Origin of the sequence: Pseudomonas nunensis (assembly GCF_024296925.1) — a bacterium.
GTDB lineage: Bacteria > Pseudomonadota > Gammaproteobacteria > Pseudomonadales > Pseudomonadaceae > Aquipseudomonas > Aquipseudomonas nunensis.
On the sequence record NZ_CP101125.1, the window covers coordinates 3,639,077 to 3,666,075 of the forward strand.

The window sequence follows — 26,999 nt, forward strand, 5'->3', positions numbered from 1 at the left end:
TCAATCTGGATAGGCGGGCTTCAATGCCACGACATAATCTGAACGACCTCCTGGCCTTTGTGACGGTCGCCAGGGAGGGTAGCTTTACCCGCGCGGCGGCCCATTTGGGTGTTACGCAGTCCGCCCTGAGCCAGACTGTTTCCGGGCTTGAAAAGCGACTGAAGATTCGTCTGCTTACGCGCACAACCCGCAGCGTTGCGCCGACCAGCGCGGGCGAACGACTGATGCAAGCCATTGGTCGTCGTTTCGATGAGATCGAGGCCGAGCTGGATGCGTTGACCGAACTTCGTGACAAGCCAGCGGGCACGGTACGCATTACCTGCGGTGATTTTGTCTTGAAGACGATCCTCCTTCCGCGCCTTACGCCTTTGCTCCTCGAATACTCCGATATCAAGGTTGAGTTTGATATCAACTATGGCTTCCGGGACATCGTTGCTGACCGCTTCGATGCGGGCATCAGATTTGGCGACACCGTCGATAAAGATATGATCGCCGTTCCAATCGGCCCGCAGGTAAGGATGGCTGCAGTAGCATCACCAGCGTATTTCGCAGACAACCGTGCGCCAAAAAAACCGCAGGATCTGGTGACTCACCGCTGTATCGACATACGCTATCCAACCCTTGGCGGACTTGATGCCTGGGAATTCGAAAAACGTGGTCGAAAGATCAACGTACGCGTGGTGGGCCAAGTCATTGTGAACACGAGCGCACATGTCCCGGCGGCGGCAGTAAACGGTTTAGGTATCGCCTATTTACCGGAAGAAGAATTTGCACCGTACATAGAGGATGGCCGCTTGATACGGGTATTGGAGGACTGGTGCCCGTTGTTCTCGGGTTATCACCTGTACTACCCAAGCCGTCGCTTGCCAACACCCGCCTTTTCACTGGTTCTGAATGCTCTTCGAGGAGATGAATTCTCTAGAAGCAGCGCATGAGACGGGGATTGTCTTGCCGTGCCGAGTCGAATCCGTCTGACGCTTGCCATGGATTGTGGAATCGACCGGAATCAAGCCAGCAATTCAGTGATCCACCGTGCCTGCTGGGCGATCTCTTGCAGCTTCTCCTCGGGTACGGCTTGCCGCGCTTGGGCGAAGTTGGTCAGGGTTTTGTGCTTCTCACGCAGGATGCGTTGCCACTTCGACAGGAACTCCGGGCTGCGGGCCTGCATCTGTAGCGGGCCGAAGTACAGTTCCTCGGCGGTATACGTCACCGGCCCAGCGCGCTCGGCGACGATGATTTCGTAGTCGAAGCGGTTTTCCCGCAGCAGTTCCTCACAGAGGATGCAGTAGCCGTTTTCCATCAGCCATTGGCGCAGCGGCTGCTCGCCGCCGTTGGGTTGCAGGATCAGGCGCTCCTCGCCGCTCAGGTGCGCCTTGCCGCTGTCGAGGATGTCGCGGATCGTCTCGCCGCCCATGCCGCAGATGCTGATCGCGGTGATCGCGTCTCCCGGTTCGATTGCCGCCAGGCCACTGGCCAGGCGCACGCGGATCTGCTGGTCCAGGTCGTTCTCGCGCACGGTGCGTTCAGCCGCGCGGAACGGCGTCAACGCCACCTCCCCCGCCACCGCCGCCACGATGGCGCCACGGCGCATCAACGCCACCGGCAAGTAGCCGTGATCCGAGCCGATATCGGCCAGGCGCGCACCGGCAGGCACGTGCGCCGCCACGCGTTCCAGGCGCATGGACAATGTGTGTTGGTTCAACTGCTGCCCCTTTTCACCACGAACCGCCGGCATCATTGGCCGGATCGGGGCGCGACTCTGTCGAGCAACGCCGCGCATGTCAAATTTCTGCGACCGGGGCCATTTGAATGCGTGGCCTTGTATCCCAATGTATCCGGCGCCCTCCCAGACATCTTTTGCCTTAAAAGCCACGGTTTACGACACATGGCAGATACCTCGGATCGATCAAATGGGTTCCATCGAGGCAAGACGACTTGCCTCACAACAGCTACCCATCAATCCTGAGGAAATCATCATGAACTGGAAAACACTTGCTACCGCCAGCTTCTTCGCTGTCCTGAACGTCGCAGCGTTCTCGGCCCATGCCGACGATATAAACCAATCCCAGGCCCGCACCCATCTGGATATCAAGAAGGTGATTTCGATCGTCGACAACGGCGGCGGTAACTGCGGCATCGTGAACGCCCGCATGACTTACCTCGACTCCAGCGGTACGCAAAAGGTGCTGGATTACAGCAAATTCGCAGAGTGCGGCAATCAGGGCAGTTGAGGTCCAGCCATCCGATGTTGCGATCCAATTAAATGAACTGGCTGGCCAGCATTTCCCGTACAGCGCTGACCAGTTCTGATTCACCCGGACGGGGCGGCAAAAGACTGAACTCGACTTCAGGCAACAGTGGCAAATTCGGGGCTGACCGGCACACCTCGGCCCCCGGCGGTACGGCAGACGCGTTCAAGCAAGCGACGCCCAATCCGGCCACCAGCGCCGATTGCAGTCCTGCAACACCGGAGGCGGAATGTGCGACCACATAAGCCACGTCATGCTGCTCCAGCGTTTCACGGGCCAGGCGTTGCAAGCTGCATCCCTGGGGCAGGACCAACAATGGCAACGGGGTGTTTTCTTCTCGCTCGGGTTCGAATCCGGCGACCGATACCCAATGCAACGCTTCCCGTCGAACCGGTAGGCCTTCGGGAAGGCTGCGGCCGTCGAGGATGCGCATGGACAGGCCGATATCAAACTCATCCGCCTCCGCCCCGCTCTCGATCTGCATGCTTTTGCGCACGGACACATGCAGGCGCAGGCGTGGATAGCGTGTGCGCAGTTTTTTCAGCAGATCGGCGATGGAGCTGGGCAGGAAGTAGTCGGTGATGGCGAGCCGCAACTCGCCGGCAAACGTGACGCCCCGCACGTCTTCCAGGGCGCGATCACTGAAGGCGAGCATTTCTCGTGCATGCACCAGCAAGCGCTCGCCCGCCGGCGTGGGCCTGACGCCTTTTTTGCCGCGCTCCAGCAAGGTTACGCCGGTGAAAGCTTCAAGTTTGCGTAGTTGTTCGCTTAACGCCGATTGGGAGCGAAACAGTTTAGGGGCGGCGTCGGAGAGGCTGCCAGATTCCATCGCCACTGCGAAGGAGTGCAAGAGATCCAGGTCGAAGGGGCGCATGTCTTATCCTGCCGTTTTACCGATAGATAAGATCATATCTTCCGGCTTTTCAGCATTCAACCAGCGACTTAATCTGAATCCGACACTACTTCCTGCGAGGATTCAATCATGCCTGGTATCACCCTCAAACTTGCTGGCGAGCCCAATGCTGAACTGGTCCAGCGCATCGTCCCCCAACTCACCGCGTTGACGTGTGAGGTGCTGGAGAAGCGTCCGGAACTGACCATGGTGATGGTGCAATTCGTTCCCCATGCGCTGTGGTTCATTGACAGTCGTTCGCTGGCAGAACTCGGGCGCAACTCGTTCCGACTGGAGGTCACGATCACGGATGAGACCAACACCAAGGCGCAGAAAGCCCGGTATCAGAAGGAGGCTTTCGCGCTGTTGGCCGAGGAAATTGGCAACCTGCATCCGCACTCGAATATTCATGTCATCGATTGCAAGGCGAGTTCCTATGGCTATGGTGGGGTGAGCCAGGAATACAAGCTTTACCATCCTTGATGCCACACCTCTTGCGAAGGCGGTGTGTCAGCCGATATTGATTTTGGCTGGGCCGCCGTCATCGCGAGCAAGCTCGCTCCCACAGGGGATCTGTGTCGCCCCCAAATCCTGCGAACGACACCGAACTACTGTGGGAGCGAGCTTGCTCGCGATGACGGCGGTACATTCAGTATCTATGTCACTTACGAATCGCCGCCTCGATCGCCGCGATGTCGATCTTGCCCATGGTCATCATGGCGTCGAATGCGCGTTTGGCTTTGGCTTGGTCGGGGTCGGTGACGGCGTCGGTCAGGACGCGGGGGCTGATCTGCCATGACACGCCCCACTTGTCCTGGCACCAGCCACAGACATTTTCCTTGCCGCCGTTTCCGACAATCGCGCTCCACAAGCGGTCGGTTTCGGCCTGGTCGTCGGTGGCGACCTGGAACGAAAACGCCTCGTTATGCTTGATCCCCGGCCCACCGTTCAGCCCGAGGCAAGGGATGCCGATCACAGTGAATTCGACCGTCAAGATATCGCCCTGCTTGCCCGCCGGATAGTCGCCGGGCGCGCGATGCACGGCGCCCACTGCGCTGTCCGGGAAGGTCTTGGCGTAGAACGTTGCAGCGTCGAGTGCAGTGCCGTCGTACCAGAGACAAATCAGGTTTTTGCTGACCATTTTGGTTCTCCAGAATTGGGAATGACCGGTTTATTCTAGTGCGCCTTCTGACGCCTTCGCGAGCAAGCCCGCTCCCACAAGGGCCAGCGTCGACCGTAAGTCTCCCAAACAACACCGCCCCCCTGTGGGAGCGTGGCTTGCCCGCGAAGAACGATGACGCGGTGTGTCAGGCAATACGCCTTCGCGAGCAAGCTTCGCTCCTACAGGGGATCGAGACGTTATTTTTCCCACTCAGCCTTGGGAATCAACAAGCCATGGTTGCCGTTATAGGCCGCCCGCTCAGGCTGCTTCCAACCCTCCAGCAGCGCCTCATCAAGACGATAAATCTCCACGCCCAATGGTCGGCAAACCTTCAACGGATCTTCCGCATCCGGCCCCCACATCGGCAATGACAGGTCACCGCCCGGACAAGTGGACAGCGCACACAGCAAATCGATTTCCGCAAAGAATTCCAGGTAATCGCCCTGCTTCGCCGGGCACGCCTTCATGAAGTACATGTCGTCGTGATTGAGGCCGGTGCACTGGAAAATGTTCAGCACATCGTGCACGTCGAACTCGGTCAGACCATGCGGCAACACCGCGCGGGTCAGGTTGGAGTGGCAATGGTGATGGAAGTCCTCGCCGGTGAGCATCTTGTTCACGTAAGGGTCGCAACGGGTGCCGAGCAGGTCGTGCAAACGGCCGCCATGCTCGTCGATGCCGTAGCTGGCCAGGCTGTCGTCGGTGATGGTCACCATCGGCCGCAGGAACGGCAGGTTCGACCACAAGCGGTCGTAAGTGGTGACGTGCGCGCCTTGCAGCTGGCGGGTGCGGGACGCCCACATGCGTTCGCGGGGATCGTTGGCGCTCCACACGTTGAAGTCGCCAACCTGCGGCCCCACCGGCGTGGTCACGCGAAACACATGCCCCGCCGGCACTTTCCAGGCGCGGCCGGTGCGGATCGGCACTTCGAATTTCTCGACCAAGGTGCGGCCGTCCTTGCTCTCGCGCACACGGTCATAAAACGCTTTATCGACCTGCAGGGCGGCGCCTTTGCTGACTTGGTAGGCCGCTGGATAATCCTTGTACATGATGGATCCTCTCTTCAGTGTTTGGGTTGGCTGCTCAAGATGTGCAGCAGCTCCGTTTCGGAGTCGTTGAGGTAGCTGCTCATGGCTTCCTCGGCGTCTTTCTTGCGACCATCGCCCAGCAGGTCGTGAATGTGTCGATCGCGTTCGAGCCAGGGTTTCTGGAAGGTTTCCTCGCTGGGCGCGTTGGAAAACACCAAGCGCATCTGCGCCGCCACATGGGTGAAGAATTCGTCGAACAGCGGGCTGCGCATCAGGCCGACGATGTGTTGGTGAAAGCGTAGGCTGTGGGTGCCGAAGGCTTGCCAGTTCTCGCGATCCTGGGCCAGTTGCGCCGCCTCGATGGCATCGAGCATCAGGTCGGATTGGTACTCGCGCAGCGGCTTGCTCGCAGCGATCGCCTGCAATTCAAGGGTGCGGCGGACCTTGAAGATGTCGCGCACATCGTCGATGCCCATCCGGCGCACCATCACTCCTTTGTTGCGCACATAACTGGTCAGGCCTTCGCGACCCAACTGGTGCAGCGCCTCGCGCACCGTATTGCGCGAGGCGTTGTAGGCGTTGACCAGCTCGCTTTCGACCAACGCCATGCCCGGCAACAGGCGTCCGCCAATGATGTCTTCGCGCAGTTCGATGGCAACCTGGTCCGGCAGCGACAGGCTTTTTTCCTTGGGTTGACTCACCGTTGCACTCCTCCGCTCACGCCAGTTGTACGTCTTTGAGGAACTTGGTCATGCGCTCGCTGCGCTGCTCCAGCATTTCCCGTGGCGCGGCGTTCTGGATAATCTCCCCGGCTTCCATGAACACCACTCGATCAGAGAGCCGGAAGGCGAAGTTCATTTCATGGGTCACGATCACCATGGTCATGCCTTCGCGGGCCAGTTCCTCGATCACGGCCAGAACGTCGCCCACCAGTTCCGGATCGAGGGCCGAGGTCGGCTCGTCGAACAGCATCACCGACGGTCGCATGGCCAGCGCCCGGGCAATCGCCACCCGCTGTTGCTGACCGCCGGACAGTTGATGCGGGTATTTGCCGGCATGCTCCAACATGCCCACTTTGCGTAACAGCGCCAGGCTCAACAAGCGCAGCTCATCGCCGCCGCCATGGGCGTGATAGACCGGTGCGAGCATGACGTTTTCCAGGGCGGTCTTGTGCGGGAACAGGTTGAAGCTCTGGAACACCATGCCGACCTGCACGATGCCTTGCATATGCACCTTGTGACCCAACGCGCCCTGCGGTTCTTTCGTGCCACGCAGAAAAGGTTGGCCTTGCAGGGTGATTTCGCCGTGGTCGAGGCTTTCCAGGCCATTCATGGTGCGGATCAGCGTAGTCTTGCCCGAGCCGGATGGGCCGATGATCGACACCACTTCGCCCCAACGCACATTCAGTTCGACGCCTTTGAGCACTTCCAGCTCGCCATAGGACTTGCGCAAGCCCCGCGCCTGCAACGCAAACTCGCCAGGCTCGGCCTGCCCGGCCGCACGCTGGGTCGCACGCCGGGTCGCTACCTGCCCGAGTTCGACGGCGGCGATGTGCTTGGGTTTGCGCCGGGTCACGTCCAGATGGTTTTCCAGCAGCCGCAGCAGACGGCTGAACACCGTGACGATAAACACGTAGTAGAAGGCCACCGCGAACATAGTCTCCATGACCAGGAAGTTCTGGGTGTAGAGCTGTTGGCCGACCAGCAGGATTTCCGACAGCGAAATCACCGAGACCAGCGAGGTCAGCTTGACGATGGTGATGTATTCGTTGGCCAGGGTCGGCAACGCGACGCGCAGCGCTTGAGGCACCACGATCAGCCGCTGCACGCCGCGATAACCGACGCCCAACGCCTTCCCCGCTTCCAGTTGACCCTTGGCCACTGCCAGCAAACCACCGCGATGGATCTCGGCGATGTACGCCGCTTCACTCAGCACCAACGCGATCAGACCGGCCGAGTACGGGTTGGACAGCAATGCGCTGGTGGACGGATACGCCTGGGGCAAGTTGTAGACGAAGATCAACAGTACCAGCAGCGGCAGGCTGCGGAAGAACCAGATATAGAGGCCCGCCGCATCCCGCAGCAAACGTCGCTGCGACTGTCGCGCCAGGGCCAGGAAGAAACCCAGGACGATGCCCAGCAGCCAGGTTTCCAGGCTCAGTTCGACCACTGTCGCCACGGCGCGCCAGAAGTCGCCGTTCCACAACAGGCCCAAGGTGTAATGCCAATCGAATTGCATGTACGTACTCCGCGTTGCTGTGAGGTTTCCACAGCCTGGAAAGAATCGATGAATCGCCTACCGGATCGCTCAGGGTGCAGGGGTGCCCAGCGCCGTGTTGATTTCCTCGGCACTCGGTTCGTCCAGGTTGTAGCGGGCGAGCAATTCACCGTAACTGCCGTTCTGTTTGATCTGGCCGAGTGCCGTGGTCAGTTCCCCCAACAGCGCCTGATTGCCTTTGCGCACGGCCAGGCCGATGACCACCGGGTAGATCAGTTCGGTGGAGCTGATCACCGTTTTGCCCTGCAGTTTTTGCACGGTGATCTTGGCCACGGCAGGGTCTTCCATCTGCACGTCAACGGCCTTGGCCAGCAAGGCCTGGGCCGCTTCCGGCGAGGTCGGGAACTCACGGGATTCGATCGCCGGTTTGCCCGAGGCCAGGCAATAGTCGGCGGACACTTTGTTGAGTTTTGGCACCCAGGACGCGCCTTTGATCGAGCCCACGCGTTTGCCGCACAGGTCTTCCGGGCGCTGTGGCCGGAAGTCACTGGCGGTGAGCACCATCAGCGAAGACCCGGTCTTCAGGTAGCTGAGAAAATCCACCTGTTTGGCGCGTTCCGGGGTGACGTACAGCGCCGAGGCGACCAAGTCGAAACGCTGGGCATTCACGCCCAGGATCAGGTTGGCAAACCGCGTGTCGAGAAAGCGCGGCGCCAGCCCCAGTTGTTTGCCGATCAACTGGATGAATTCGGGATCGAAGCCGCTGGGCTGCTTTTGTTCCAGATAGGTGTACGGCGGATAGGTCAGGTCGGAGCCGACCGACAGCTCGCCCGGCTTGAGCGTGCCCTTGATCTCGGCGGCAGACAGCAGCGGCGCCACGCACGCCAAGGCGATGGTTAACGCCAGGTTGCGCTTGGTGTTCTTGCCAGTCAGACCTTTTTGCATGTTCTTATCCTCGGTTGGCGGGGGATGACGATTGTTCAACAATCGTCTAACCACACATATGCGTTTAGCGTGCCAAATCCAGAATCGAAGGTCCGATGGAAAGTTTTTTATCGGTGAATTGTTCTTTTTCGACGGGCGCGCATGCCAATCCAGTGCATTTGGTTACCGAAGGCCACGTCGCGGGGCAAAAAGCAGCGGTTTTTCAGGCGGGGATTTAGTTTCAGGCTGTTACCCATCGCGCACGTCCCGGACCGATGGTCACCGGCTCGGGCCTGTCGCCATAGGCGATCTATACTCATGAGTTCGATATCTGAGCGTCACGCAACACGTCGACACCTGTGCGCTGTGCAGCGCACCCGTGCCAATCGCCAACGTAACCAGCCCGAGCCCCAGCGTCGGATCGTTCGACCGACCGTGCTCGATGGCTTTGCGGCTGATGGGTTATGGAGAACATCATGAAATACAAGTTTTTTTCAGGCGTTGTATTGGCACTTGCGGCCACTGTGGTAATGCCGGGTGCGTGGGCGGCAGAGGCACGCGCCTTGGCTTCGGATGGTGCGGATCATGTCGGGGCTGGGTCGGTTGCTTCCGATGGTGCCGATCATGTCGGCGCTGGAGCTGTTGCGTCGGATGGCGCAGATCACGTCGGTGCTGGCGCAGTTGCCTCCGATGGCGCAGATCACGTCGGTGCCGGCGCAGTCGCCTCTGACGGTTCCGACCACGTCGGGGCTGGGGCAGTTGCTTCCGATGGGGCTGATCATGTTGGTGCTGGAGCTGTTGCCTCCGATGGTTCTGATCACGTTGGCGCTGGAGCAGTCGCCTCCGACGGTTCCGATCATGTCGGCGCTGGAGCTGTTGCGTCGGATGGCGCAGATCACGTCGGTGCCGGCGCAGTCGCCTCCGATGGTGCCGATCATGTCGGCGCCGGCGCAGTCGCCTCTGACGGTTCCGATCACGTCGGTGCCGGAGCCTTGGCCTCCGACGGCGCGGATCACCTCAATGCTGCTCGCCTCGCTTACTCGCGCAGTGGAATAGGTTCTGATCGCGTGGCATCCTCGCTCATGGACGGCAGTTACTCCGACCAGTTCAACAGCCCGATCGGTAACCAGTAAACGGGCCACTTCACCAAGGGGAATGACTATCCATGACGACGCAAACCGAAACCGCCATCCTGGCCGGTGGTTGCTTCTGGGGCATGCAGGATTTGCTGCGACGCTATCCCGGCGTGGTGTCCACGCGGGTCGGGTATTCGGGCGGCGATGTGCCGAACGCGACGTATCGCAACCACGGTAATCACGCCGAAGCGATCGAGATCGTGTTCGACCCGGAGCAGATCAGCTACCGCCAGATTCTCGAGTTTTTCTTCCAGATCCATGACCCGACTACCCAGAATCGCCAGGGTAACGATATCGGCGCCAGCTACCGCTCCGCCCTCTTCTACCTCAGTGATGAGCAGAAACGGGTCGCCGAAGACACCATCGCCGACGTCGAGGCTTCCGGCCTGTGGCCTGGCAAAGTCGTCACCGAAATCACCCCGGCCGGCCCGTTCTGGGAAGCCGAACCGGAACACCAGGACTACCTCGAACGCCTGCCCGACGGCTACACCTGCCACTTCATCCGCCCCAACTGGAAACTGCCGCGACGAGCGTAATCACCCAACAGAGGCGACTCGAATGAGTCGCTTCTGTTACACCCGTTGCCACCTCACCCGACTGCTTTATCAAAACGGCATGCGGCTTTAACGCGTGACCGGATACCTTTGACTATCTACACTGCCAAAGACGCCAAAAATGCCTTTGGCCAGATAGAGAAAGCACGCATGGATCTTCAACACCGCAACAACGTGAAAGTGCTGGGTGAAGGTCCGTCGACACTGGTCTTTTCCCACGGCTTCGGTTGCGACCAGACCATGTGGCGTTATCTCGTCGACCACTTCACCGGTCGTTTCAAGGTCGTGCTGTATGACCTGGTCGGTGCGGGCCAGTCGGACCTCGATGCGTATGATCGGGAAAAATACAACTCGCTGGCCGGGTACGCCCGGGACCTGAACGAGATCATCGATCAATACGCCAGCGGCCCGGTGATTGTCGTCGGCCACTCCGTCAGCGGCATGATCGGCGCCCTGGCTGATCGACTGTCCCCCGGCAAAATCGCCGCGCATGTGATGATCGGCCCTTCGCCCTGCTACATCGATGTCGACGACTACGTCGGCGGTTTCAAACTCGAGGACATCCATTCGCTGCTCGATACCCTCGACAGCAATTACCTCGGCTGGTCCAGCACCATGGCCCCGGTCATCATGGGCGCACCCGGGCAACCGGCGCTGGGCGAAGAGCTGACCAACAGTTTCTGCCGCACCGAACCCGAGATCGCCAAGCAATTTGCGCGGGTGACGTTCCTGTCCGACAACCGCCAGGACATTGCCGGGCTGACCACCCCGACCCTGATCCTGCAATCCACCGACGACCTGATCGCCCCAGTCGCCGTCGGTGAATACCTGCACGCCGTCCTGCCCAACAGCACGCTCAGCCTGGTGGCCAACGTCGGCCATTGCCCGCACATGAGCGCGCCGAGTGCCTGTTCCGAAGCGATGGACCAGTTCCTGTCGCCGTGGATGGGCGCCAATGTCGACTGAGCAACCGTCGCTGCCCGACGCGCAGGCACTGTTCGAACAAGCCCCCTGCGGATTGGTGGTGACGAAAGAAGATGGCACGATCCTGCGCAGCAATCAGACGTTCAGCCTCTGGATCGGCTTCGACGCCCAAGCGTTGATCGGTCGGCGTTTCCAGGATCTGCTGACCATGGGCGGACGGATTTTCCATCAAACCCACTGGGCGCCGCTGATGCAGATGCAGGGCTCGGTGGCCGAGGTAAAACTCGATCTGATCCATCAGGAAAAACGCACCGTGACCATGCTGCTCAACGGTGTCCGCCGCGAACACGCTGGCGGTGCCTATTATGAACTGGCGCTGTTCGGCACCACCGATCGCGACAAGTACGAGCGCGAACTGCTCAACGCCCGGAAAATCGCCGAAGACCTGGTGCGTGAAAAAACTGCGGCTGAAACCGCCCTGCAACGTGCCCAGATCGAACTGAACGACGCCTACGAAAAATCCCTGCGCCGCGCCACGTTCGCCGAGCAAATGGTCGCCATCGTCAGCCACGACCTGAAAAACCCGCTGACCGCCATCAAGATGGCCTCCGAGATCCTCGCCCGAGCTGAGCGCACGCCCAAAGAAAGCAAAATGCTCGGCCACATCAGTCAGTCGGCGGACCGTGCGGAACGGATGATCGCCGACCTGCTGGACTTCGCCCTGGCCCGAGTCGGACGCGGCATTGCGATCTCACCTGACTGGCTGGATCTGCACCGGTTTATCAGCCATAGCATTGATGAACTGCGCGTCGCCTTCCCGCAAGCGACGCTGCTGCATCAGTCCATCGGTTCGGGCAACGCGTACCTGGATGCTGACCGGGCGCAACAGATTATCGGCAACCTGGTCGCCAACAGCGTGGCTTATGGTGATTTGCAGCAGCCGATTACCGTGACGTCGGAATGGGTCGATGATCACGCCGTTATTGCGGTGCATAACCACGGAACGGTGATCCCGGACGCGTTGCTGGCGGTGCTGTTCGAACCCATGACCCGGGGCACGGAAACCGACAGTGACGTGCGTAGCGTCGGGCTTGGTTTGTTCATTGTCCGGGAAATCGCCAGGGCGCATGGCGGCGATGTTTCGGTGGTTTCAAAAACCGGCATTGGCACGACATTCAGCGTGCGTTTTCCGGTAGTCGACACTCAGCATTGAACGCGCTCCCCGCCTGATCAAACTCGTCAACGCCATCAGTTCGAATCTGCAACCCCTCCTTGGCGTTGCTCCAGGACACCTGCGCCTTAAAGCACCGGGCGCGCCCTCAATCCATGTGCAACCACCCCTCCTATCGCCCCAGCCAACGCTGCGATTGACACTTATAGACTTAACTGTCTATTGTGGAAAAAAATAACAGAAAGCACGTTTTCATGGGCCACGCCAAGGTTGTCTTCAGTCGTCTATCTGCCCGTCCACCTCAATCAATCAACAAGGGGCCCGTCCGTCGATGGTCTGCGGCCTGCCCCGGAAACAGGAGAGACACCGTGAACAAAGCACTATGGCTGGGACTCGCATTGGCAGCGTGCACCTTGGGTGCCCAAGCGGCGGACAAGCCGTTGCGGATCGGCATCGAAGCGGCTTATCCGCCGTTCGCGTTCAAGACGCCTGACGGCAAAATTGGTGGCTTCGACTACGACATCGGCAATGCCCTGTGCGCAAAAATGCAGACCCAATGCGTGTGGGTCGAGCAGGAGTTCGATGGCCTGATCCCCTCCTTGAAAGTGCACAAAATCGATGCGGCGATTTCCTCGATGCTGATCACCGACGAACGCAAACGCTCGGTGACCTTCACCGACAAGTACTACGCGACCCCGGCCCGTCTGGTGATGAAAGAAGGCGCGCAAGTCGATGACAGTTTCAGTTCACTCAAGGGCAAGCGCATCGGCGTGCAGCGCGGCGCAACCCAGGATCGTTTCGCGACCGACAAGCTGCAACCGCTGGGAGTGGAAGTGGTTCGATACGGCTCGCAGTCGGAAATCTACCTGGACCTGGTGTCTGACCGCCTCGACGGCACCATCGCCAATGCCGCGCCGCTGGAAGAAGGCTTCTTGAAAACCCCGCGCGGCAAGGGTTTCGCTTTTGTCGGACCGGAGCTGCGCAGCAAGGAATACTTCGGTGAAGGCGCCGGTATTGCGGTGGCCAAGGACAACACCGAACTGGCCCAGCGTTTCAATGCGGCGATCCAGGCCCTGCGTGCCGACGGGACTTACTTGCAGGTCCAGCAGAAGTACTTTACCTACGACATTTACGGCAACTGAAACCTGCCGCGCGGGAGTCCCTTGCATGACAGTCATTCAAACGCTGATCCGCAATGCCACCCTCATCGACGGCACGGGGGCCGCTCCATTTATCGGCGATCTCGCGGTGGTGGACGGGCGCATCCATGCCATCGGCGATTTGTCCGGGCTGGAGGCGCTGAACGTGATTGACGCGGGTGGCAAGATCCTCAGCCCCGGCTTCATCGACGTGCACACTCACGATGACCTGGCACTGCTCAACCAGCCGGCGATGCTGCCGAAAATCTGCCAGGGCGTGACCACGGTGATCGTCGGCAACTGCGGCATCAGCGCGGCCGGGGTGCGTCTGCGTGGTGAGCCACCGGACCCGATGAACCTGCTCGGTGGCGCCGCGGAGTTCAAATACCCGAGTTTTGCCGATTACGCGACGGCCATCGAAGCGGTCCGGCCGGCGGTGAATGTCGCGGCGCTGGTGGGGCACACCGCGTTACGCGCCAACCACATGCAACGCTTCGACCGCCCCGCCACTCCCCGCGAGCTGGAGGGCATGCGCGATGATTTGCAGGCGGCTCTGGATCAAGGTGCGCTGGGCCTGAGCACCGGGCTGGCCTACCGTAATGCGCTGCAAGCACCGACAGTGGAAATTGATTATCTGGCGGCGACTTTGCAGGCGGTCGGCGGGATTTACGTGAGCCACATCCGCTCCGAAGATGACGCGATTATCGAAGCCATTGACGAGGCCATCGACATCGGTCGAGACGCCGGGGTGCCGGTGATCATCTCTCACCTCAAGTGCGCCGGGCGGCAGAACTGGGGGCGCAGCACGGCGATTCTGGGCCGGCTCGACACGGCTCGGCAGCAGCATCCGGTGGGCTGTGATTGCTATCCCTATGCGGCGAGTTCGACCACGATTGACCCGGCCATCGTTGATGACGGTTTCAAGATCCAGATCACCTGGTCTACACCGCACCCGGAAATGGCCGGCAAAACCCTCGAGGAAATAGCCGGGATCTGGAACCTGCCCCAAGTTGAGGCCGCGCAACGGCTGGAACCGGGCGGTGCGATTTATCACGAGATGGAGGAGCGTGATGTGCAGCGCATCCTGGCGCATCCACAGACCATGATTGGCTCGGATGGTTTGCCGAACGACCCGCGTCCGCACCCTCGGTTATGGGGCACTTTTCCTCGGGTGCTCGGCCATTACAGCCGCGATCAGGCGTTGTTTACGCTTGAAGAAGCCGTACGCAAGATGACCGGGCTGCCAGCCGAGCGTTTCGGGCTGCGCGATCGTGGTCAACTGTGCGTTGGGGCGCATGCCGACTTGGTGTTGTTCGACGCCGCCGCTATCCGTGACTGCGCCACCTTCGACGAGCCGACGCTGCAACCCCAAGGCATCGACGCGGTGTGGGTCAACGGTGAACTGTCTTTTAGCCAGGGAAGCAGCACCGAGGCGCGCAGCGGGCAGTTCATTCGCCGCTAGGGCGTAGCGGCCGCGCGCAATGCACGGCCGCCAGATCAGTCCGCAGACTCAGCCCTTCGCCGCCATCGCGGTGACTTCCACACGCATGCCTTCCACCGCCAACGCGGCCACGCCCACTGCGGCGCGTACTGGCCACGGCTTGGCGAAGAAGCGCTGGTAAACCTCGTTGAACGCGGCGCGATCGGCCATGTCGGTGAGGTAGATGGTCAGGTGCAAGACCCGATCCATGGAACTGCCGGCGCCTTCCAGCGCGACTTTCAGCGCCTGCAAGGTGCACTCACTCTGCTCGACAATCCCGCCCAGCTCCAGGCTGCCATCGGCACGCGTGGGGATCTGCGTGGAAACCAGCAGGCCACCGAAACCGGCGACGTCGGAGGAAATGGAGTCCGCATCTGGGTCGGGGATGAAGGTGATGTCTTGGTTTGCCATTGAGGATCTCTTGAAGATGTATCGGGCGATGAGTTTACAGCCCCATCGCCAGACTGTTCGAGCGATGCCTTCGAAATACCGCGCGAAGCCACTCGTCGGCTAGCCCCTAAATTCCCTGTTGACATGTCTCTGCATCTGGAGGAATATTATTCCATCGGATGCGATATAAGCGTATACGATAACAAACCCAAACCTAATGCAATTTTTGAGGATTCATCCCATGAGCAAGATCGAAAAAGTCCTGGCCAGCGGCAAAACCCACACCACCCTGAGCAGCGCTGGCACCACTTCCCGTGGCCATAACGGCAGCGTCGATATCCAGCTCTCTTCGCCTGGCAGCACCCAACCGGCCCACGTGTTCACCGCCATCCAGCCACATCCGACCGCCGAGCAACTGTTCTCCGGCGCCTGGTCTGCCTGCTTCATCGCCGCTGTCGGCCTCGCCGCCAAGCAATTGAACGTTGAGCTGCCAGCCGATCACGCAGTCGACATCGAAGTCGATCTGGGCCAGACCGGTCAGGCTTACTTTCTTCAGGCTCGCTTGACCCTGCGCGTTCCAGGTCTGTCGGAAGACACCGCCAACGCACTGGTACACGCCGCCGACAGCATCTGCCCGTACTCGAAAGCGATCAAAGGCAACATCGACGTGGCCCTGAACGTTCTCACGGCGTAACGCCCTGAGCAGAATTGATAACACCTCACCTTCTAAAAGCAACATATATATCGCATGCGATACACTCGCATGCGAACATCGCTAAAAACATTGAGAATCCATCATGAGCAAGATTGAAAAAGTATTGGCCACCGGCAAAACCCACACCACGATCAGCAGCACTGGCACCACCTCCCGTGGGCATAACGGCAGCGTAGATATCCAGCTCTCGTCGCCCGGCAATGCGAAGCCAGCTCACGTGTTCGCGGGCACCCAACCACACCCGGCCGCCGAGCAACTGTTCGCCGGCGCGTGGTCGGCCTGCTACACCGCTGCTGTTGGTTTGGTGGCCGGTGAGATGAACGTAGTGTTGCCGTCGGATTTCTCCGTGGATATCGAAGTCGACTTGGGCCAGACCGGTCCGGCCTATTTCCTCCAGGCGCGTCTGACGTTGCGGGTACCAGGCCTGGCGCATGATGTGGCGACGACCCTCGCGCACACTGCCGACCAGATCTGCCCGTACTCGAAAGCAACGCGAGGCAATATCGACGTGGCTCTGAACGTTCTCACGGCGTAACACCCCGTGTGGCCGGTTCGGCGCTGCCCTGCGCGTCGAACCGACCGCCCACCATCGAAGGCCGCGCTAATTTTGAGCATTTCCGACACCATCGCACACGATGTATATTTCACGCATTCAAGCCATAAAACTGGCCAAAGAGGATGCCCATGGAACCCACCGACAAATTCAATCCCGCCGACCTGAAGCTCTCCGACTTCCTGTGTTTCGCGGTCTATTCCACCAACCTGGCCTTCGGCAAAGCCTACAAACCGGTGCTCGAACGGGTCGGGCTGACCTACACGCAATACATCACCATTGTTGCGCTGTGGGAGGCAGATAATCAGACCGTGGGCAGCCTCGGTGAAAAGCTGTTTCTGGAATCGAACACCCTCACCCCCATCCTGAAAAAACTCGAAGCCATGGGCTATGTCCAGCGCCAACGCGATCCCGAAGACGAGCGCCAGGTGCGGATCAACCTGACCCAGGCCGGTCGTGATCTACGCAAGGACCAACCGCAATTGGGCGCCGATACCACGGGCCTGACCCAGGACGAGTTCACCCAACTGCAGAAAGCCATCGTGCGGTTGCGTAGCAATGTCATCAAGTCGACGAAAGACGGGGAATGAACGCACACCACCCTGCCCTGACCGCCCGCGAGGTCTGCCAGTTATTGCGCGACGCCGCCCTGGGCGTTCGTCCTTTGCAGCGCCTCTATCCACCCGGCACGTCCGAGCAGATGAAGATCGATATCGAGGGCTGGCACCTGACCCTCGACCTTGACGGTCAACGCCTGCGTCACTGCCAAAGTTGTCAGAGCCCGGACGGCCGCGAGGGTGTTTTCGACAGTTGGCAACGCTACGGCACCGACCCGGTGAGTTTGCTCAGCACTTGGGAATTGGCGCAGATCGAGCGGCTGCTGAGCACCGAACCCGGTCAGGTGGATGACGCGTCCGACTCCAGGTGACGGATGATTTGCTCGACAAATCGGCTGACCGCCAGCGGCACCTGCCGACGACTCGGGTACACGATGTTCAGGCCATTCTTGAAACGTCCGTTGTCCGGCAGTATCTGAATCAAGCGTCCGGTTTGCAGGCTCTCGCGCAAGAACGGCAGCGGTAGCAGGCAGATACCGAGCCCCGCCAGCGCCGCCTTCAATTGTGCTTGCGCGGCGTTGGCGCAAAAACGCCCCGAGACTTCGACACTGACGGTGCCCTGTGGCCCGTCGAGGTTCCACACGGTACTCGCGGCGGGCCTCACCGGGCGAATGCATTCGTGGGTCGACAGTTCTTCTACCGTCTGCGGGATGCCATGGGTTTGCAGGTAATCCGGGCTGGCCGCCAACACCTGAAACACTGTGTTGATCCTGCGTGCCACCAGACTCGAATCCGGTAAATCACCGCCTCTGAACGCGACGTCGATGCCCTTGTCGATCAAATCGTCCCGGCCATCGCTGAGGAGAAAATCCAGCTGCACGCCGGGGTACTGCTGGAGAAATTCGGCGATCCGCTCCATCGGGTACACGTCGAAAAAATCCGCCGGTGCGGCTACCCGCACCGCGCCGCTCGGTTCCTGGCTGTCCCCGGCCAAATGACGCGCCGCGTCGATCAACTCATTGACCTGGGCCGCGCTGCGATCGTGCAAGGAACGGCCCGCGTCGGTCAGCACCAGTTTGCGCGTGGAGCGCTGCAACAACCGCACCCCCAAATGCTGTTCCAATTGGCCCACGCGCCGACTCAAGGTATTGGCCGGCATTCCCAGCCGTCGCGCCGCCCCGGCAAAACTGCCGGCCTGCACCACCTGGACAAACATCGCCACTTCATTCAGATCCAGCACGGCATTACTTCCAAAAATGGACGGGTTCAAGCCAATCATAGCGACTTATCAACGTATTACACGCTGGATACCCTTGGCTTCTCTTTTTCGAAGTCCGAGACATGAAGATGAATTCGCTCAGCGCTCGCCTGCCCGATAACACCCGTCGCATCAGCCACAGCACTCGCGGTCATGGCCACGGCCCAATCGTGCGACTCATGAGCCCTTCAGACTTCGGGCAGTTGCTCAAGCCGTTCGTGTTCCTGGACCTGTTCGAAACCGATCTGCGGTTGTTTGGCAGCATGCCGCTGCATCCTCATTCCGGGATCGCCACCATTACCGTTATCACCGAAGGCAACTTGCGATTCGACGACCCGGATTCCGGCACCGGTCTGATCGGCTACGGCGGCGTCGAATGGATGCGCGCTGGCGCGGGTGTGTGGCACGGCAAGGAGTTGTCGGCCGGCACCTCGTCGCGGGTTCAGGGATTTCAATTGTGGATCGCACTGCCCGCCGCACTTGAACTAGCGCCCGTCGACAGCCAATACCTGGAGGCCGATGCGATGCCTCACGCAGGTCCGGCCCGGGTCATTCTCGGCGAGTATCAAGATGTGCGCAGCCCGGTGCGCGCGCCTTCGGGGATCACCTATCTATTGGTGACCCTGGCTGCCGGCCAGCGCTGGGAATACCAGCCACCCGCAGGCCATGAGGTGCTGTGGTTGAGCGTCAGCCGTGGCACGCTGCACTCGCCGGAGCCAATCCTGGAGGGCGAACTGGTGGCTTTCGAGCCTGGCAACGGTGCGTTGACGCTTGAGGCGGGCGATCAGGGTGACGCGGTGTTCGTGCTCGGTTCGGCGGTGCCTCATCCTCATGAGCTGAAAATGGGCAGCTATTCCGTGCACACCAGCGTGCAAGCGTTGAACACCGGGGAAGCCAATATCCAGCGGTTGGGCGAAAGGCTCAGGGCGCAATCATCACCGGAGCCTGGAACACGTTCGACCCCAATCTACAAATAACCACCTTTGTAGGAGCGAGGCTTGCCCGCGAAGGCGTCCTTTCATTCAACATTGATATCGACTGAAAGGACGCCTTCGCGGGCAAGCCTCGCTCCTACAAGGTTAGGGTTCCCACAGGGAGAATTGCGTTCAGGCCACGACGCCGATCACGCCTTGCGCATGCATCTGCTGCAATAACGCCAAGCCGTTGTCCATGAACTCCTGAGACCCGGCAGCCCCCGCCTCCTCCGCCAGCCCTTGCAGCTGCGCACGCCCGTCCAGCTCGGGAAACTCGCCAATCCGCTGCAACAGACGCCACGCCAACGGGCTCAATTCAGAGAACTTCACACTCCAATCCGCCGTACGTCGAACCAGCAGCAACGTCGGCTGATCCGGCACGGTTTCCGGTTGATAATCCGGCCCCACCAATTGCACCGGCCATCCATACGCCAACGGCCAGGCCAATGGCGAAAGCTGCAACGGACGCTCCAACAGCAACCCGGCATCACTCGCCGGTAACGGCCCGTCATCCGACTGTTGCAACGCCATCTCGACCCACTCGTAATGCGCCAGCTCGACCATGAACGGCGGCCAGGTTGTTTCGCTCAAGCCTTGCGGCTCACCCGCGAGAAACTCGACAAACTCCTTTGCGATCTCGCCAAACTTTGGCGTGTGGGCGCGGTAGTCCCGCAGGAAGATCCGCATCAACAAACGCCAATCCTCATCCCCAAGAATCTTCACCAGCACCGGAAACGTGCCGCTGAGCAACAGCGACAGATTGTTGAACACCAGATCGCGATAAACCTGCACCCGTGCAGCGTCCATCCCAGCCGGCGGCGCGCAGTGCTCGGGGTCGCGCAGGTAGCGAGTCAGGGCATCCTGTTGTTGATGCAACGATGATTTATCCACGCTTCACCTCCGCGCCTTGCAAGCGGCGAATGGTCTGCAATTCGGCCAGCAGTTCTGAAAACGCCGGGAAATTGAAGTCGCGTTCCAGCAGCGTCGGTTGCGCGCCGAACCGTGCGTAAGCCTCGGCCAGCAGCTTCCACACCACCGGTTTTACCGAGGCGCCGTGGGTGTCGATCTTCAACGTTTCGGACTCATCGAAATGCCCTGCCACGTGCATCGCCACCACACGCCCGGCATCGATCCCGGACAGGAAAACCTGCGGATCAAAACCGTGATTGATCGAGTTCACGTACACGTTGTTGACGTCCAGCAACAGGTCGCAATCGGCTTCCCGCAGCACGGCATTGGTGAAGGTCAGTTCGTCCATGTCTTGTCGAGGCGCGGCGTAATAAGAGACGTTTTCCACCGCCAGGCGCCGACCGAGAATGTCCTGGGACTGACGAATTCGCGCGGCGACGTGATGCACCGCTTCTTCGGTGAACGGCAGCGGCAGCAGGTCATACAGATGACCGTCATCGCTGCAGTAACTCAGGTGCTCGCTGTACAGCGGCACGTTGTAGTGATCGAGGAAAACCCGCACTTCCTGCAAAAAACCGACATCCAGCGGCGCCGATCCGCCCAACGACAAAGACAAGCCGTGGCAGGACAACGGATAGCGTTCGGCCAAGGCTCGCAACGCTGCGCCATGGGCACCGCCGATGCCGATCCAGTTTTCCGGGGCGACTTCCAGGAAGTCGAAACTGCCCACCGGCGTGGCCTGGAGATCTTTCATCAAACCGCGACGCAGGCCCAGGCCGACGCTGGCTTTCGTGGATGGAATGGAGGTTTGCATGCTATCGATCTCGTCCGGGTTCAAATGAGCGGGAGCACCTGGGGTGCCCCCACCAAGCGGTCTCAGGATGCTTCGGCGGCGCTGCCGCACTTGCCTTCGCCACACTTGCCTTCAGCGGTCTCTTTCGCAGCATCAGCAGAAGCCTGGGCCTGGCTGTAACCCGACGCCAGGTCGGTCATGCTCATCGCGGAGGCGGCGGTGGACAGACCCAGGCCGCCCACCAGGGCCAGACCGATTGCCAGGGACGAAACTTTAGTGAAATTGAACATGGGTGAGACTCCTGCAATGGATAACGGTGAACCGGTCTCCAGCACCGAGGGTTCGGTGCTGGCCGGTGAGTCCATTTAAACGAAGGGATGTATCGGGTCTGTGTGCGGTTTGGCTGGAAAATGCCAGCGGATGTATCGTCGGCGGGCCTGTACACAGTTCGGTACAAACCCGCCGATTGGCGTTACGGCAAGTCGTACTTTTCCCGCACCAGATGGCCGATGCCGATGCGATCCAGCACTGGCATCGGGCACAGGAAGGTCACGCGCACGGTGCCCGGCAAACGGCTGATGTCGATCGAACCGGTGATGGTGGCGCGGTTGAGCACTTCGTCATAAGGCAACCCGGTCACCGCAGCGGCGCGTTGCAAACCGTTCTCCACCGCCAGGTTGAGGTTCTCGCCGCTGCCGATAAACGTGATCGGGCCGCTCTGTTCGATCTCGTGCTGGCCCCAACGGGCGCCGAGTTCACGGACTTTTTGCTGCTGCGCGGCATTCATCGGGCGGGCCATGGGCGGCAAATCGTCGAGGTTTTGCAGCAGGATCGGTCCCTCTAAACGCAGGTGTTTGATCACGTGCACCTGCACTTCAGTTTCCCCGGAGCAATCGGTGGCATGCCCGGCGATCTCGCCGTTGCCCTGCTGGGCGTGCATGTCACCCATGTACACCCCGGCGCCCGGCACTTTGACCGGGCAGATCAGCACACAGCCTTCGCGGATCGAATTGGTGTCCATGTGGCCGTCGGTCTTGGCCGCGTGCAGTTCTTCGCGGGTCATGCCGTAGCGGTGCGGCGCATCGATCAGGTACTGGCCGAAATCGGCGCAATTGTGCGAATCCGGCAGGTCCCGGGACGGCGTGGTGCCGATGTTGCCAAGGAACGGACGCATGTGCGCCGCGACGCCGGGCATGTCGGCGCGGGCCAGGGACAGGATCGAATGCTGGGCGGCGAACTCCGGCAACGCCGCCATTTCGGAGGCATTGCCGGCCAGTTGATTGGCGATGTCCTGATTGACGGTCAGGCTGACCTGATGCTGCGCATCGAACACGATCACATAGCCATGGCTGAAGCGAAACGCGCTGACCTCGGCGCCGCAGTTGTTGCAGCGAATCGCGTCATCGCCGATGCCTTCGACATGGCTGGCCGGGTGTTCGGTGCCGCACTTGCCGCAGAATTTAGAGACGAAGGGATCGCCGTGATAACGCCCTTCCACGAAGCTCATCACCCCGGACGAGGTGGCCAGGGACGTGACGCGCATGCTTTTGATCTTGATCGCCACCGCATCGCCGATCTCGGCGCCGGCAATCGCCACCGGTTGCGTGACTTCATGGCCGCCCTGGAAGGCCGGCGTAATCATCGGTCCCCAACAGCCCGGCGGCGTGCCGGTGATCAGGGTGCCGCCGTCGGCCAACGGGCCGAGCATCGGTTGGCTCGGGCCGATAATACCGTTGGTGTAATGGTCGACGCGCAGCCGATCCAGCGGTGCCGGTTGCAGATCGGATTGAGGCAGGAGCGTTGTCATGGAAGGTCCCTTCACAGTCAGGAGCGAACGGCCGCCGATTGTGTGGCGACCCTGGGATGCCATGGGCGAACCCGTTTGCGGGGCAGCCGTTGGCCTTCACAGTTCATCGCAGGTTTGTATCTGGTCTGTGTTCGGCAGGGGCTGGTGTTGAGGGGAACTGTATCGAGAGGCGCGTTTTATACAGTGGGATACAGGCGGGAAAACGCGGCTCACCCCTTGTGGGAGCGGGCTTGCTCGCGAAAGCGGTGTGTCAGCCAACATCAATGTTGAATGACACACCGCTTTCGCGAGCAAGCCCGCTCCCACAGGTTGACGGGTGTTTGTCTGGGGTTACGGGGTTGGGATGTTGAGCGGTTCGGACATGAATTGGCTGATGCGCGAACGCAGCCATTTCTCCGCCGGATCGTTGTCATGCACCCCGCTCCAGGCCATCGACAACTGTGCGGCTTCGATGGGGAACGGTGGGTCTTCAGCGCGCAGGGCACAGCCTTCGACCAGGGCACACGCGGCGTAATCCGGCACGGTGGCGATCATTTCGGTGCCGGCCAACAAGGCGCGCAAACCGCTGAATTGCGGCACGCCCAACACCACTCGCCGACTGCGACCGATCTTGGCCAAATCGAGATCGATATTGCCGCTCAAATCCCCGGAGAACGACACCATCGCATGCGGGCGTTCGCAGTACTCATCCAGGGTCAGCGGACCGGGGCGTTTGTCACCGCGCAGCACTTTGCAGGGAATATCCCGCAGTTTCTTGCGCTTGGCATTGGCCGGCAAATCAGTGGTGTAGCTGACACCGACGGAAATTTCCCCGGACGCCAGTAACGCTGGCATCAGCAGGTAATTGGCCCGACGCACGACGACGATGATCCCCGGCGCCTCTTCGCGCAGCTGACTCAGCAGCGGCGGAAACAAGCCGAACTCGGCGTCGTCCGACAGGCCGATGCGAAACACATCACAACTGCTCTGCGGTTCGAATTCCTTGGCGCGGCTGACCGCACCAGAGATCACGTCCATCGCCGGTTGCAGTTCCTTGAGAATCGCCAGCGCCCGCGCCGTCGGCTCCATGCCGCGACCGTTGCGCAGCAGCAACGGATCGTCGAACAGATCGCGCAAACGCCCCAGCGCCGCACTCACCGCCGGTTGGCCCATGAAGAGTTTTTCAGCGACCCGGGTCAGGTTCTTTTCGAACATCAGGGCTTCGAAAATCACCAGCAGGTTCATGTCGACGCGGCGCAGATCGTTACGGTTCATCAGCATGGTTCCTTTGTGTTTACACCAAGGCTAAGTCGTCAGCGCCAAACCTTGTGGCTAGAGGGCTTGCCTGTGGCGAGGGGGCTTGCCCCCGTCGGGCTGCGCAGCAGTCCCTCTTTTGGGGCCGCTTCTCAGCCCAGCGGGGGCAAGCCCCCTCGCCACAAGCAAGCTCCCTCGCCACAGGGTTTGTGTTTGCCCTGACATTGAGCTCAGTGCTGGGGACTTTACTCGATCAACGGCACTTTCGCCGCTCGTTTGTAAGGACCGTACTCCACAGGCACCCATTGGAAATGCTTGCCCTCGGCGGCGATGTGGCCGATGCCCGGGAACGGCAAGTGCGCGGCGGTGACCCAGGTCTTGCTGGTCGCGGCATCGGTGAAGACCTGGTTGCGGCTCTTGATCGCTTGCTGGCCGTTGACGTCAAAACCGATCGACACCTCAGGGTGCAAGAACTGCACCGCCAAGTTATGCACCAGATCGCCCATAAACAGAATGCTCTGCCCTTGGGAGGTGAAACGGTACGTGGTGCTACCCGGCGTGTGCCCGGCTTCCAATGTGGCCTCGACACCCGGCACCGGCGACTGGCCGGCGTCGAAGGTTTTGAAGCGACCCGCCGCGACATAAGGCGCGGTGGAGTCCTGGGCGATTTTGAAGTACGGCTTGGCGCCTTCGGGCGCTTTGGCGAGGGCTTGCGGGTCAAGCCAATAAGCGGCTTCGGCCTTGGCGGCGTAGACCGTGGCGTTGGCGAACACCGGTTTTTGCTCGGCGTCGACCAGACCACAGACGTGGTCGAGGTGCAAGTGAGTCAGCAGGATGGTGTCGACCTGTTCCGGCGAATAACCCGCCGCTTTCATGTTGTCCGAGAGCATGCCGGCGGTGGCGCCGATGCACTGCCCTGCCCCGGTGTCCACCAGGATCAGTTGCTTGCCGGTGTTGATCAAGAAGGCGTTGAACGCGGTTTGCACACCCGGGGTTTCAATCGAACGACGGGCCAATAGCGCGCGAATCTGGCTTTGAGTCAGACCCTTGAGCAGTTTCGGCGACAAGTCGTTGTAACCGTCAAACAACGCGGTGACTTCGTAATCACCCACCGCCAATCGGTAGTAACCAGGCACTTGGGTGCCGACCTGCGACGGCGCCGCCGCGAGGGAAATACCGGAGGCCAGCGCAACCGCGAGGCCCAGTGTGCAAACCAGAGAATGCTTCATGCGTTCACCTTTGATGTCCAGAGGAAAGCGGCCCGCCAAGGACCGCCATGCGTATCCCATGTTGCACCGTCCGGCCCCTGCCCGATTGCAGCGATGTGCTGAGTTAGCGCGGTTTCTTCGCCCGGACCGAGCGCGGAATTAACAACGTTTAACTCGCCTGCCAGACCCTCGCGCCCAAGAATGAAGCCTTCTGCGCAGACCTGTTTTCTTCAAAAGGGAAGGTGCTGACCCACCGTGCAGTGCGCCCGCGCATTCCCACCGACACGGATATTTGTCATGGCCCATGTTCAGCACTACGCCGTCAGGGCGTCCGCCACGCCGGCCCATAAAACCACCACCGGCGGCCTTGCCCCCTGGCGCGAAGCCTTGGTCAAGCAACTGATTCTCGAAGGCCTGAGCGACACCCTGGAAGTGACCGAACTGGCCCGGGCCTGCGCCCTGTCGCGCAGTCATTTTTCCCGAGCATTCAAGTGCAGCACCGGGTTGTCACCGCAGGACTGGATTCGCTGCCAGCGCATCGCCAAAGCCAAGCAATTGATCCGCGATACCGACCTGACCCTGACGCAGATTAGTCTGGAATGCGGATTCTGCGATCAGGCGCATTTCTGCCACATCTTCACCCGCAGCGAAGGGATTACCCCGTTTGCGTGGCGGTGCAGGGTTGTGCGTGCAGTGCCATTCAGCAGCAAAAGATCGCAGCCTTCAGGGTTGTGCGCACACCCTTAACTCCTGTGAACACAGTCCCTGTGGGAGCGGCGGTGCGACGATTCGACTTGCTCGCGAAGGCGTCGTGTCAGCCAACATCAATGTTGAATGACACACCGCCTTCGCGAGCAAGCCCGCTCCCACAGGTTTTTTCGATCCTGATCAGGCCTTGAGGAATGCCAACAGATCTTCGTTGAGCTGATCCTTATGCGTATCCGTCAGGCCATGCGGCGCGCCCGGATAGACCTTCAACGTCGAGCCCTTGACCAACCGTGCCGAAGCAATCCCCGCCGCTTCAATCGGCACCACCTGATCCGCATCGCCATGCACCACCAGCGTCGGCACGTCGAATTTCTTCAGGTCTTCGGTGAAGTCGGTTTCCGAGAAAGCCTTGATGCAGTCATAGGCGTTCTTGTGGCCCGAGGTCATGCCTTGCAGCCAGAACCAGTCGATCATGCCTTGCGAAGGCTTGGCATCGGGTTTGTTGAAGCCAAAGAACGGGCCGGCGGCGAGGTCTTTGTAGAGTTGCGAACGGTCCACCAGCGAAGCCTGACGAATCCCGTCAAACACTTCCAGAGGCAAGCCACCCGGATTGGCTTCGGTCTTGAGCATCAGCGGCGGCACCGAGGAAATCAGTCCGGCCTTGGCAACGCGAGCGGTGCCGTGGCGACCGATGTAACGCGCCACTTCGCCGCCACCGGTGGAGAAGCCGAACAGCACCGCGTCTTTCAGGTCCAGTAACTCGATCAATTGCGCGAGGTCGTCGGCGTAGGTGTCCATGTCGTTGCCCGACCATGGCTGGCTGGAGCGGCCATGACCGCGACGGTCGTGGGCGATGACCCGATAGCCCTTGGAGGCAAGGAAAATCATCTGCGATTCCCAGCTGTCGGCGTTCAGCGGCCAGCCGTGGCTGAAGACGATCGGCTGACCAGTGCCCCAGTCCTTGTAGTAAATCTCGGTGCCGTCGCGGGTGGTGAATGTGCTCATGTGGCGTGCTCCT

31 protein-coding genes are annotated in these 26,999 nt (G+C 60.5%); 15 read left to right on the top strand and 16 right to left on the bottom strand.

The window, feature by feature from the left end; all coding sequences use genetic code 11:
- Positions 1 to 23: 23 nt before the first annotated feature.
- Positions 24 to 935 carry a LysR family transcriptional regulator gene (locus NK667_RS15630; protein ID WP_054048875.1) on the top strand — a complete coding sequence of 304 codons (912 nt, stop codon included), beginning with the start codon at positions 24 to 26 and terminating at the stop codon, positions 933 to 935.
- A 71-nt stretch (positions 936 to 1,006) separates the two neighbouring features.
- On the opposite strand, the gene NK667_RS15635 is transcribed toward NK667_RS15630, so the two are convergent.
- Positions 1,007 to 1,702, bottom strand: coding sequence for a tRNA (adenine(22)-N(1))-methyltransferase (locus NK667_RS15635; protein ID WP_283777352.1), 696 nt, complete (start codon positions 1,700 to 1,702; stop codon positions 1,007 to 1,009).
- A 274-nt stretch (positions 1,703 to 1,976) separates the two neighbouring features.
- Here NK667_RS15635 and NK667_RS15640 point away from each other — a divergent pair, with 274 nt between their 5' ends.
- Positions 1,977 to 2,231 (top strand): DUF2790 domain-containing protein, encoded by a 255-nt coding sequence (locus NK667_RS15640; protein WP_054615363.1) that lies wholly within the window; start codon positions 1,977 to 1,979, stop codon positions 2,229 to 2,231.
- 28 nt (positions 2,232 to 2,259) lie between these two features.
- Here NK667_RS15640 and NK667_RS15645 read toward each other — a convergent pair whose 3' ends face one another.
- Positions 2,260 to 3,123: a LysR family transcriptional regulator gene (locus tag NK667_RS15645; RefSeq protein WP_054615364.1), complete on the bottom strand. Its 864-nt coding sequence runs from the start codon at positions 3,121 to 3,123 to the stop codon at positions 2,260 to 2,262.
- Positions 3,124 to 3,231: 108 nt separating this feature from the next.
- Between NK667_RS15645 and NK667_RS15650 the strand changes: the two genes are divergently transcribed.
- A complete protein-coding gene (locus NK667_RS15650) occupies positions 3,232 to 3,624 on the top strand; it encodes a tautomerase family protein (protein WP_054048883.1) in 393 nt (130 codons plus the stop codon).
- Between the two features lie 178 nt (positions 3,625 to 3,802).
- Here NK667_RS15650 and NK667_RS15655 read toward each other — a convergent pair whose 3' ends face one another.
- The 5 genes from NK667_RS15655 to NK667_RS15680 form a co-directional block, all read right to left on the bottom strand.
- Positions 3,803 to 4,282 carry a VOC family protein gene (locus tag NK667_RS15655; protein WP_054615365.1) on the bottom strand — a complete coding sequence of 160 codons (480 nt, stop codon included), beginning with the start codon at positions 4,280 to 4,282 and terminating at the stop codon, positions 3,803 to 3,805.
- Between the two features lie 218 nt (positions 4,283 to 4,500).
- Positions 4,501 to 5,352 carry an urea carboxylase-associated family protein gene (locus tag NK667_RS15660; RefSeq protein WP_054615366.1) on the bottom strand — a complete coding sequence of 284 codons (852 nt, stop codon included), beginning with the start codon at positions 5,350 to 5,352 and terminating at the stop codon, positions 4,501 to 4,503.
- Positions 5,353 to 5,366: 14 nt separating this feature from the next.
- Entirely contained in the window at positions 5,367 to 6,032 is a 666-nt protein-coding gene (locus NK667_RS15665) for a GntR family transcriptional regulator (protein WP_054615367.1), read from the bottom strand.
- Between the two features lie 16 nt (positions 6,033 to 6,048).
- Positions 6,049 to 7,569 carry an amino acid ABC transporter permease/ATP-binding protein gene (locus NK667_RS32565; RefSeq protein WP_054615368.1) on the bottom strand — a complete coding sequence of 507 codons (1,521 nt, stop codon included), beginning with the start codon at positions 7,567 to 7,569 and terminating at the stop codon, positions 6,049 to 6,051.
- Positions 7,570 to 7,638: 69 nt separating this feature from the next.
- Positions 7,639 to 8,493 (bottom strand): ABC transporter substrate-binding protein, encoded by an 855-nt coding sequence (locus tag NK667_RS15680; protein ID WP_054615369.1) that lies wholly within the window; start codon positions 8,491 to 8,493, stop codon positions 7,639 to 7,641.
- Between the two features lie 564 nt (positions 8,494 to 9,057).
- On the opposite strand from NK667_RS15680, the gene NK667_RS15685 reads away from it, so the two are divergent.
- From NK667_RS15685 to NK667_RS15710, 6 genes are all read left to right on the top strand, one after another.
- Positions 9,058 to 9,528 carry a hypothetical protein gene (locus NK667_RS15685; protein WP_054615370.1) on the top strand — a complete coding sequence of 157 codons (471 nt, stop codon included), beginning with the start codon at positions 9,058 to 9,060 and terminating at the stop codon, positions 9,526 to 9,528.
- A gap of 109 nt (positions 9,529 to 9,637) precedes the next feature.
- Positions 9,638 to 10,144 carry a peptide-methionine (S)-S-oxide reductase MsrA gene (gene msrA, locus NK667_RS15690; RefSeq protein WP_054048897.1) on the top strand — a complete coding sequence of 169 codons (507 nt, stop codon included), beginning with the start codon at positions 9,638 to 9,640 and terminating at the stop codon, positions 10,142 to 10,144.
- A gap of 168 nt (positions 10,145 to 10,312) precedes the next feature.
- Entirely contained in the window at positions 10,313 to 11,128 is an 816-nt protein-coding gene (locus tag NK667_RS15695) for an alpha/beta fold hydrolase (protein ID WP_054615371.1), read from the top strand.
- Positions 11,118 to 12,299, top strand: a complete 1,182-nt coding sequence (locus NK667_RS15700) for a PAS domain-containing sensor histidine kinase (protein ID WP_054615372.1) — start codon at positions 11,118 to 11,120, stop codon at positions 12,297 to 12,299. Before NK667_RS15695 ends, NK667_RS15700 begins: the two co-directional genes overlap by 11 nt.
- A 326-nt stretch (positions 12,300 to 12,625) precedes the next feature.
- The gene (locus tag NK667_RS15705; protein ID WP_054615373.1) at positions 12,626 to 13,399 is read left to right on the top strand and encodes an ABC transporter substrate-binding protein; all 774 of its coding nucleotides are present in this window, start codon (positions 12,626 to 12,628) and stop codon (positions 13,397 to 13,399) included.
- Between the two features lie 25 nt (positions 13,400 to 13,424).
- On the top strand, positions 13,425 to 14,858 hold the full coding sequence (locus NK667_RS15710; protein WP_054615374.1) for an N-acyl-D-amino-acid deacylase family protein: 1,434 nt from the start codon (positions 13,425 to 13,427) through the stop codon (positions 14,856 to 14,858).
- Positions 14,859 to 14,906: 48 nt separating this feature from the next.
- Here NK667_RS15710 and NK667_RS15715 read toward each other — a convergent pair whose 3' ends face one another.
- A complete protein-coding gene (locus tag NK667_RS15715; protein WP_054048905.1) occupies positions 14,907 to 15,287 on the bottom strand; it encodes a RidA family protein in 381 nt (126 codons plus the stop codon).
- A 220-nt stretch (positions 15,288 to 15,507) separates the two neighbouring features.
- On the opposite strand from NK667_RS15715, the gene NK667_RS15720 reads away from it, so the two are divergent.
- The 4 genes from NK667_RS15720 (at position 15,508) to NK667_RS15735 (ending at position 17,462) form a co-directional block, all read left to right on the top strand.
- Positions 15,508 to 15,960, top strand: a complete 453-nt coding sequence (locus NK667_RS15720; protein ID WP_054048907.1) for an Ohr family peroxiredoxin — start codon at positions 15,508 to 15,510, stop codon at positions 15,958 to 15,960.
- Between the two features lie 103 nt (positions 15,961 to 16,063).
- The gene (locus NK667_RS15725) at positions 16,064 to 16,516 is read left to right on the top strand and encodes an Ohr family peroxiredoxin (protein WP_054048909.1); all 453 of its coding nucleotides are present in this window, start codon (positions 16,064 to 16,066) and stop codon (positions 16,514 to 16,516) included.
- A gap of 149 nt (positions 16,517 to 16,665) precedes the next feature.
- A complete protein-coding gene (locus tag NK667_RS15730; RefSeq protein ID WP_054048912.1) occupies positions 16,666 to 17,124 on the top strand; it encodes a MarR family winged helix-turn-helix transcriptional regulator in 459 nt (152 codons plus the stop codon).
- Complete coding sequence (locus tag NK667_RS15735) at positions 17,121 to 17,462, top strand: DUF7693 family protein (RefSeq protein ID WP_054615375.1); 342 nt, start codon at positions 17,121 to 17,123, stop codon at positions 17,460 to 17,462. The genes NK667_RS15730 and NK667_RS15735 overlap by 4 nt, the downstream gene beginning before the upstream one ends.
- On the opposite strand, the gene NK667_RS15740 is transcribed toward NK667_RS15735, so the two are convergent.
- Complete coding sequence (locus NK667_RS15740) at positions 17,432 to 18,331, bottom strand: LysR family transcriptional regulator (protein ID WP_054616283.1); 900 nt, start codon at positions 18,329 to 18,331, stop codon at positions 17,432 to 17,434. The two genes, NK667_RS15735 and NK667_RS15740, sit on opposite strands and share 31 nt — an antisense overlap.
- A gap of 107 nt (positions 18,332 to 18,438) precedes the next feature.
- On the opposite strand from NK667_RS15740, the gene NK667_RS15745 reads away from it, so the two are divergent.
- Positions 18,439 to 19,326, top strand: a complete 888-nt coding sequence (locus NK667_RS15745; RefSeq protein WP_201783201.1) for a pirin family protein — start codon at positions 18,439 to 18,441, stop codon at positions 19,324 to 19,326.
- 129 nt (positions 19,327 to 19,455) lie between these two features.
- Here NK667_RS15745 and NK667_RS15750 read toward each other — a convergent pair whose 3' ends face one another.
- The 6 genes from NK667_RS15750 to NK667_RS15780 all read right to left on the bottom strand — a co-directional run bounded on the left by NK667_RS15750 (position 19,456) and on the right by NK667_RS15780 (position 25,294).
- Positions 19,456 to 20,214: an HvfC family RiPP maturation protein gene (locus NK667_RS15750; RefSeq protein WP_054615377.1), complete on the bottom strand. Its 759-nt coding sequence runs from the start codon at positions 20,212 to 20,214 to the stop codon at positions 19,456 to 19,458.
- Complete coding sequence (locus tag NK667_RS15755; protein WP_054615378.1) at positions 20,207 to 21,046, bottom strand: HvfB family MNIO-type RiPP peptide maturase; 840 nt, start codon at positions 21,044 to 21,046, stop codon at positions 20,207 to 20,209. Before NK667_RS15755 ends, NK667_RS15750 begins: the two co-directional genes overlap by 8 nt.
- A 62-nt stretch (positions 21,047 to 21,108) precedes the next feature.
- A complete protein-coding gene (locus NK667_RS15760) occupies positions 21,109 to 21,315 on the bottom strand; it encodes an HvfA family oxazolone/thioamide-modified RiPP metallophore (protein WP_054615379.1) in 207 nt (68 codons plus the stop codon).
- A gap of 182 nt (positions 21,316 to 21,497) precedes the next feature.
- Positions 21,498 to 22,832, bottom strand: coding sequence for an acetamidase/formamidase family protein (locus NK667_RS15765; protein WP_054615380.1), 1,335 nt, complete (start codon positions 22,830 to 22,832; stop codon positions 21,498 to 21,500).
- A gap of 330 nt (positions 22,833 to 23,162) precedes the next feature.
- Positions 23,163 to 24,086 carry a LysR family transcriptional regulator gene (locus tag NK667_RS15775; protein WP_054615381.1) on the bottom strand — a complete coding sequence of 308 codons (924 nt, stop codon included), beginning with the start codon at positions 24,084 to 24,086 and terminating at the stop codon, positions 23,163 to 23,165.
- A 224-nt stretch (positions 24,087 to 24,310) separates the two neighbouring features.
- Complete coding sequence (locus NK667_RS15780) at positions 24,311 to 25,294, bottom strand: MBL fold metallo-hydrolase (RefSeq protein WP_054615382.1); 984 nt, start codon at positions 25,292 to 25,294, stop codon at positions 24,311 to 24,313.
- A gap of 276 nt (positions 25,295 to 25,570) precedes the next feature.
- On the opposite strand from NK667_RS15780, the gene NK667_RS15785 reads away from it, so the two are divergent.
- The gene (locus NK667_RS15785; protein ID WP_054048929.1) at positions 25,571 to 26,020 is read left to right on the top strand and encodes a helix-turn-helix domain-containing protein; all 450 of its coding nucleotides are present in this window, start codon (positions 25,571 to 25,573) and stop codon (positions 26,018 to 26,020) included.
- A gap of 141 nt (positions 26,021 to 26,161) precedes the next feature.
- On the opposite strand, the gene NK667_RS15790 is transcribed toward NK667_RS15785, so the two are convergent.
- Positions 26,162 to 26,986, bottom strand: coding sequence for an alpha/beta fold hydrolase (locus tag NK667_RS15790; RefSeq protein ID WP_054615383.1), 825 nt, complete (start codon positions 26,984 to 26,986; stop codon positions 26,162 to 26,164).
- Between the last annotated feature and the right edge of the window lie 13 nt (positions 26,987 to 26,999).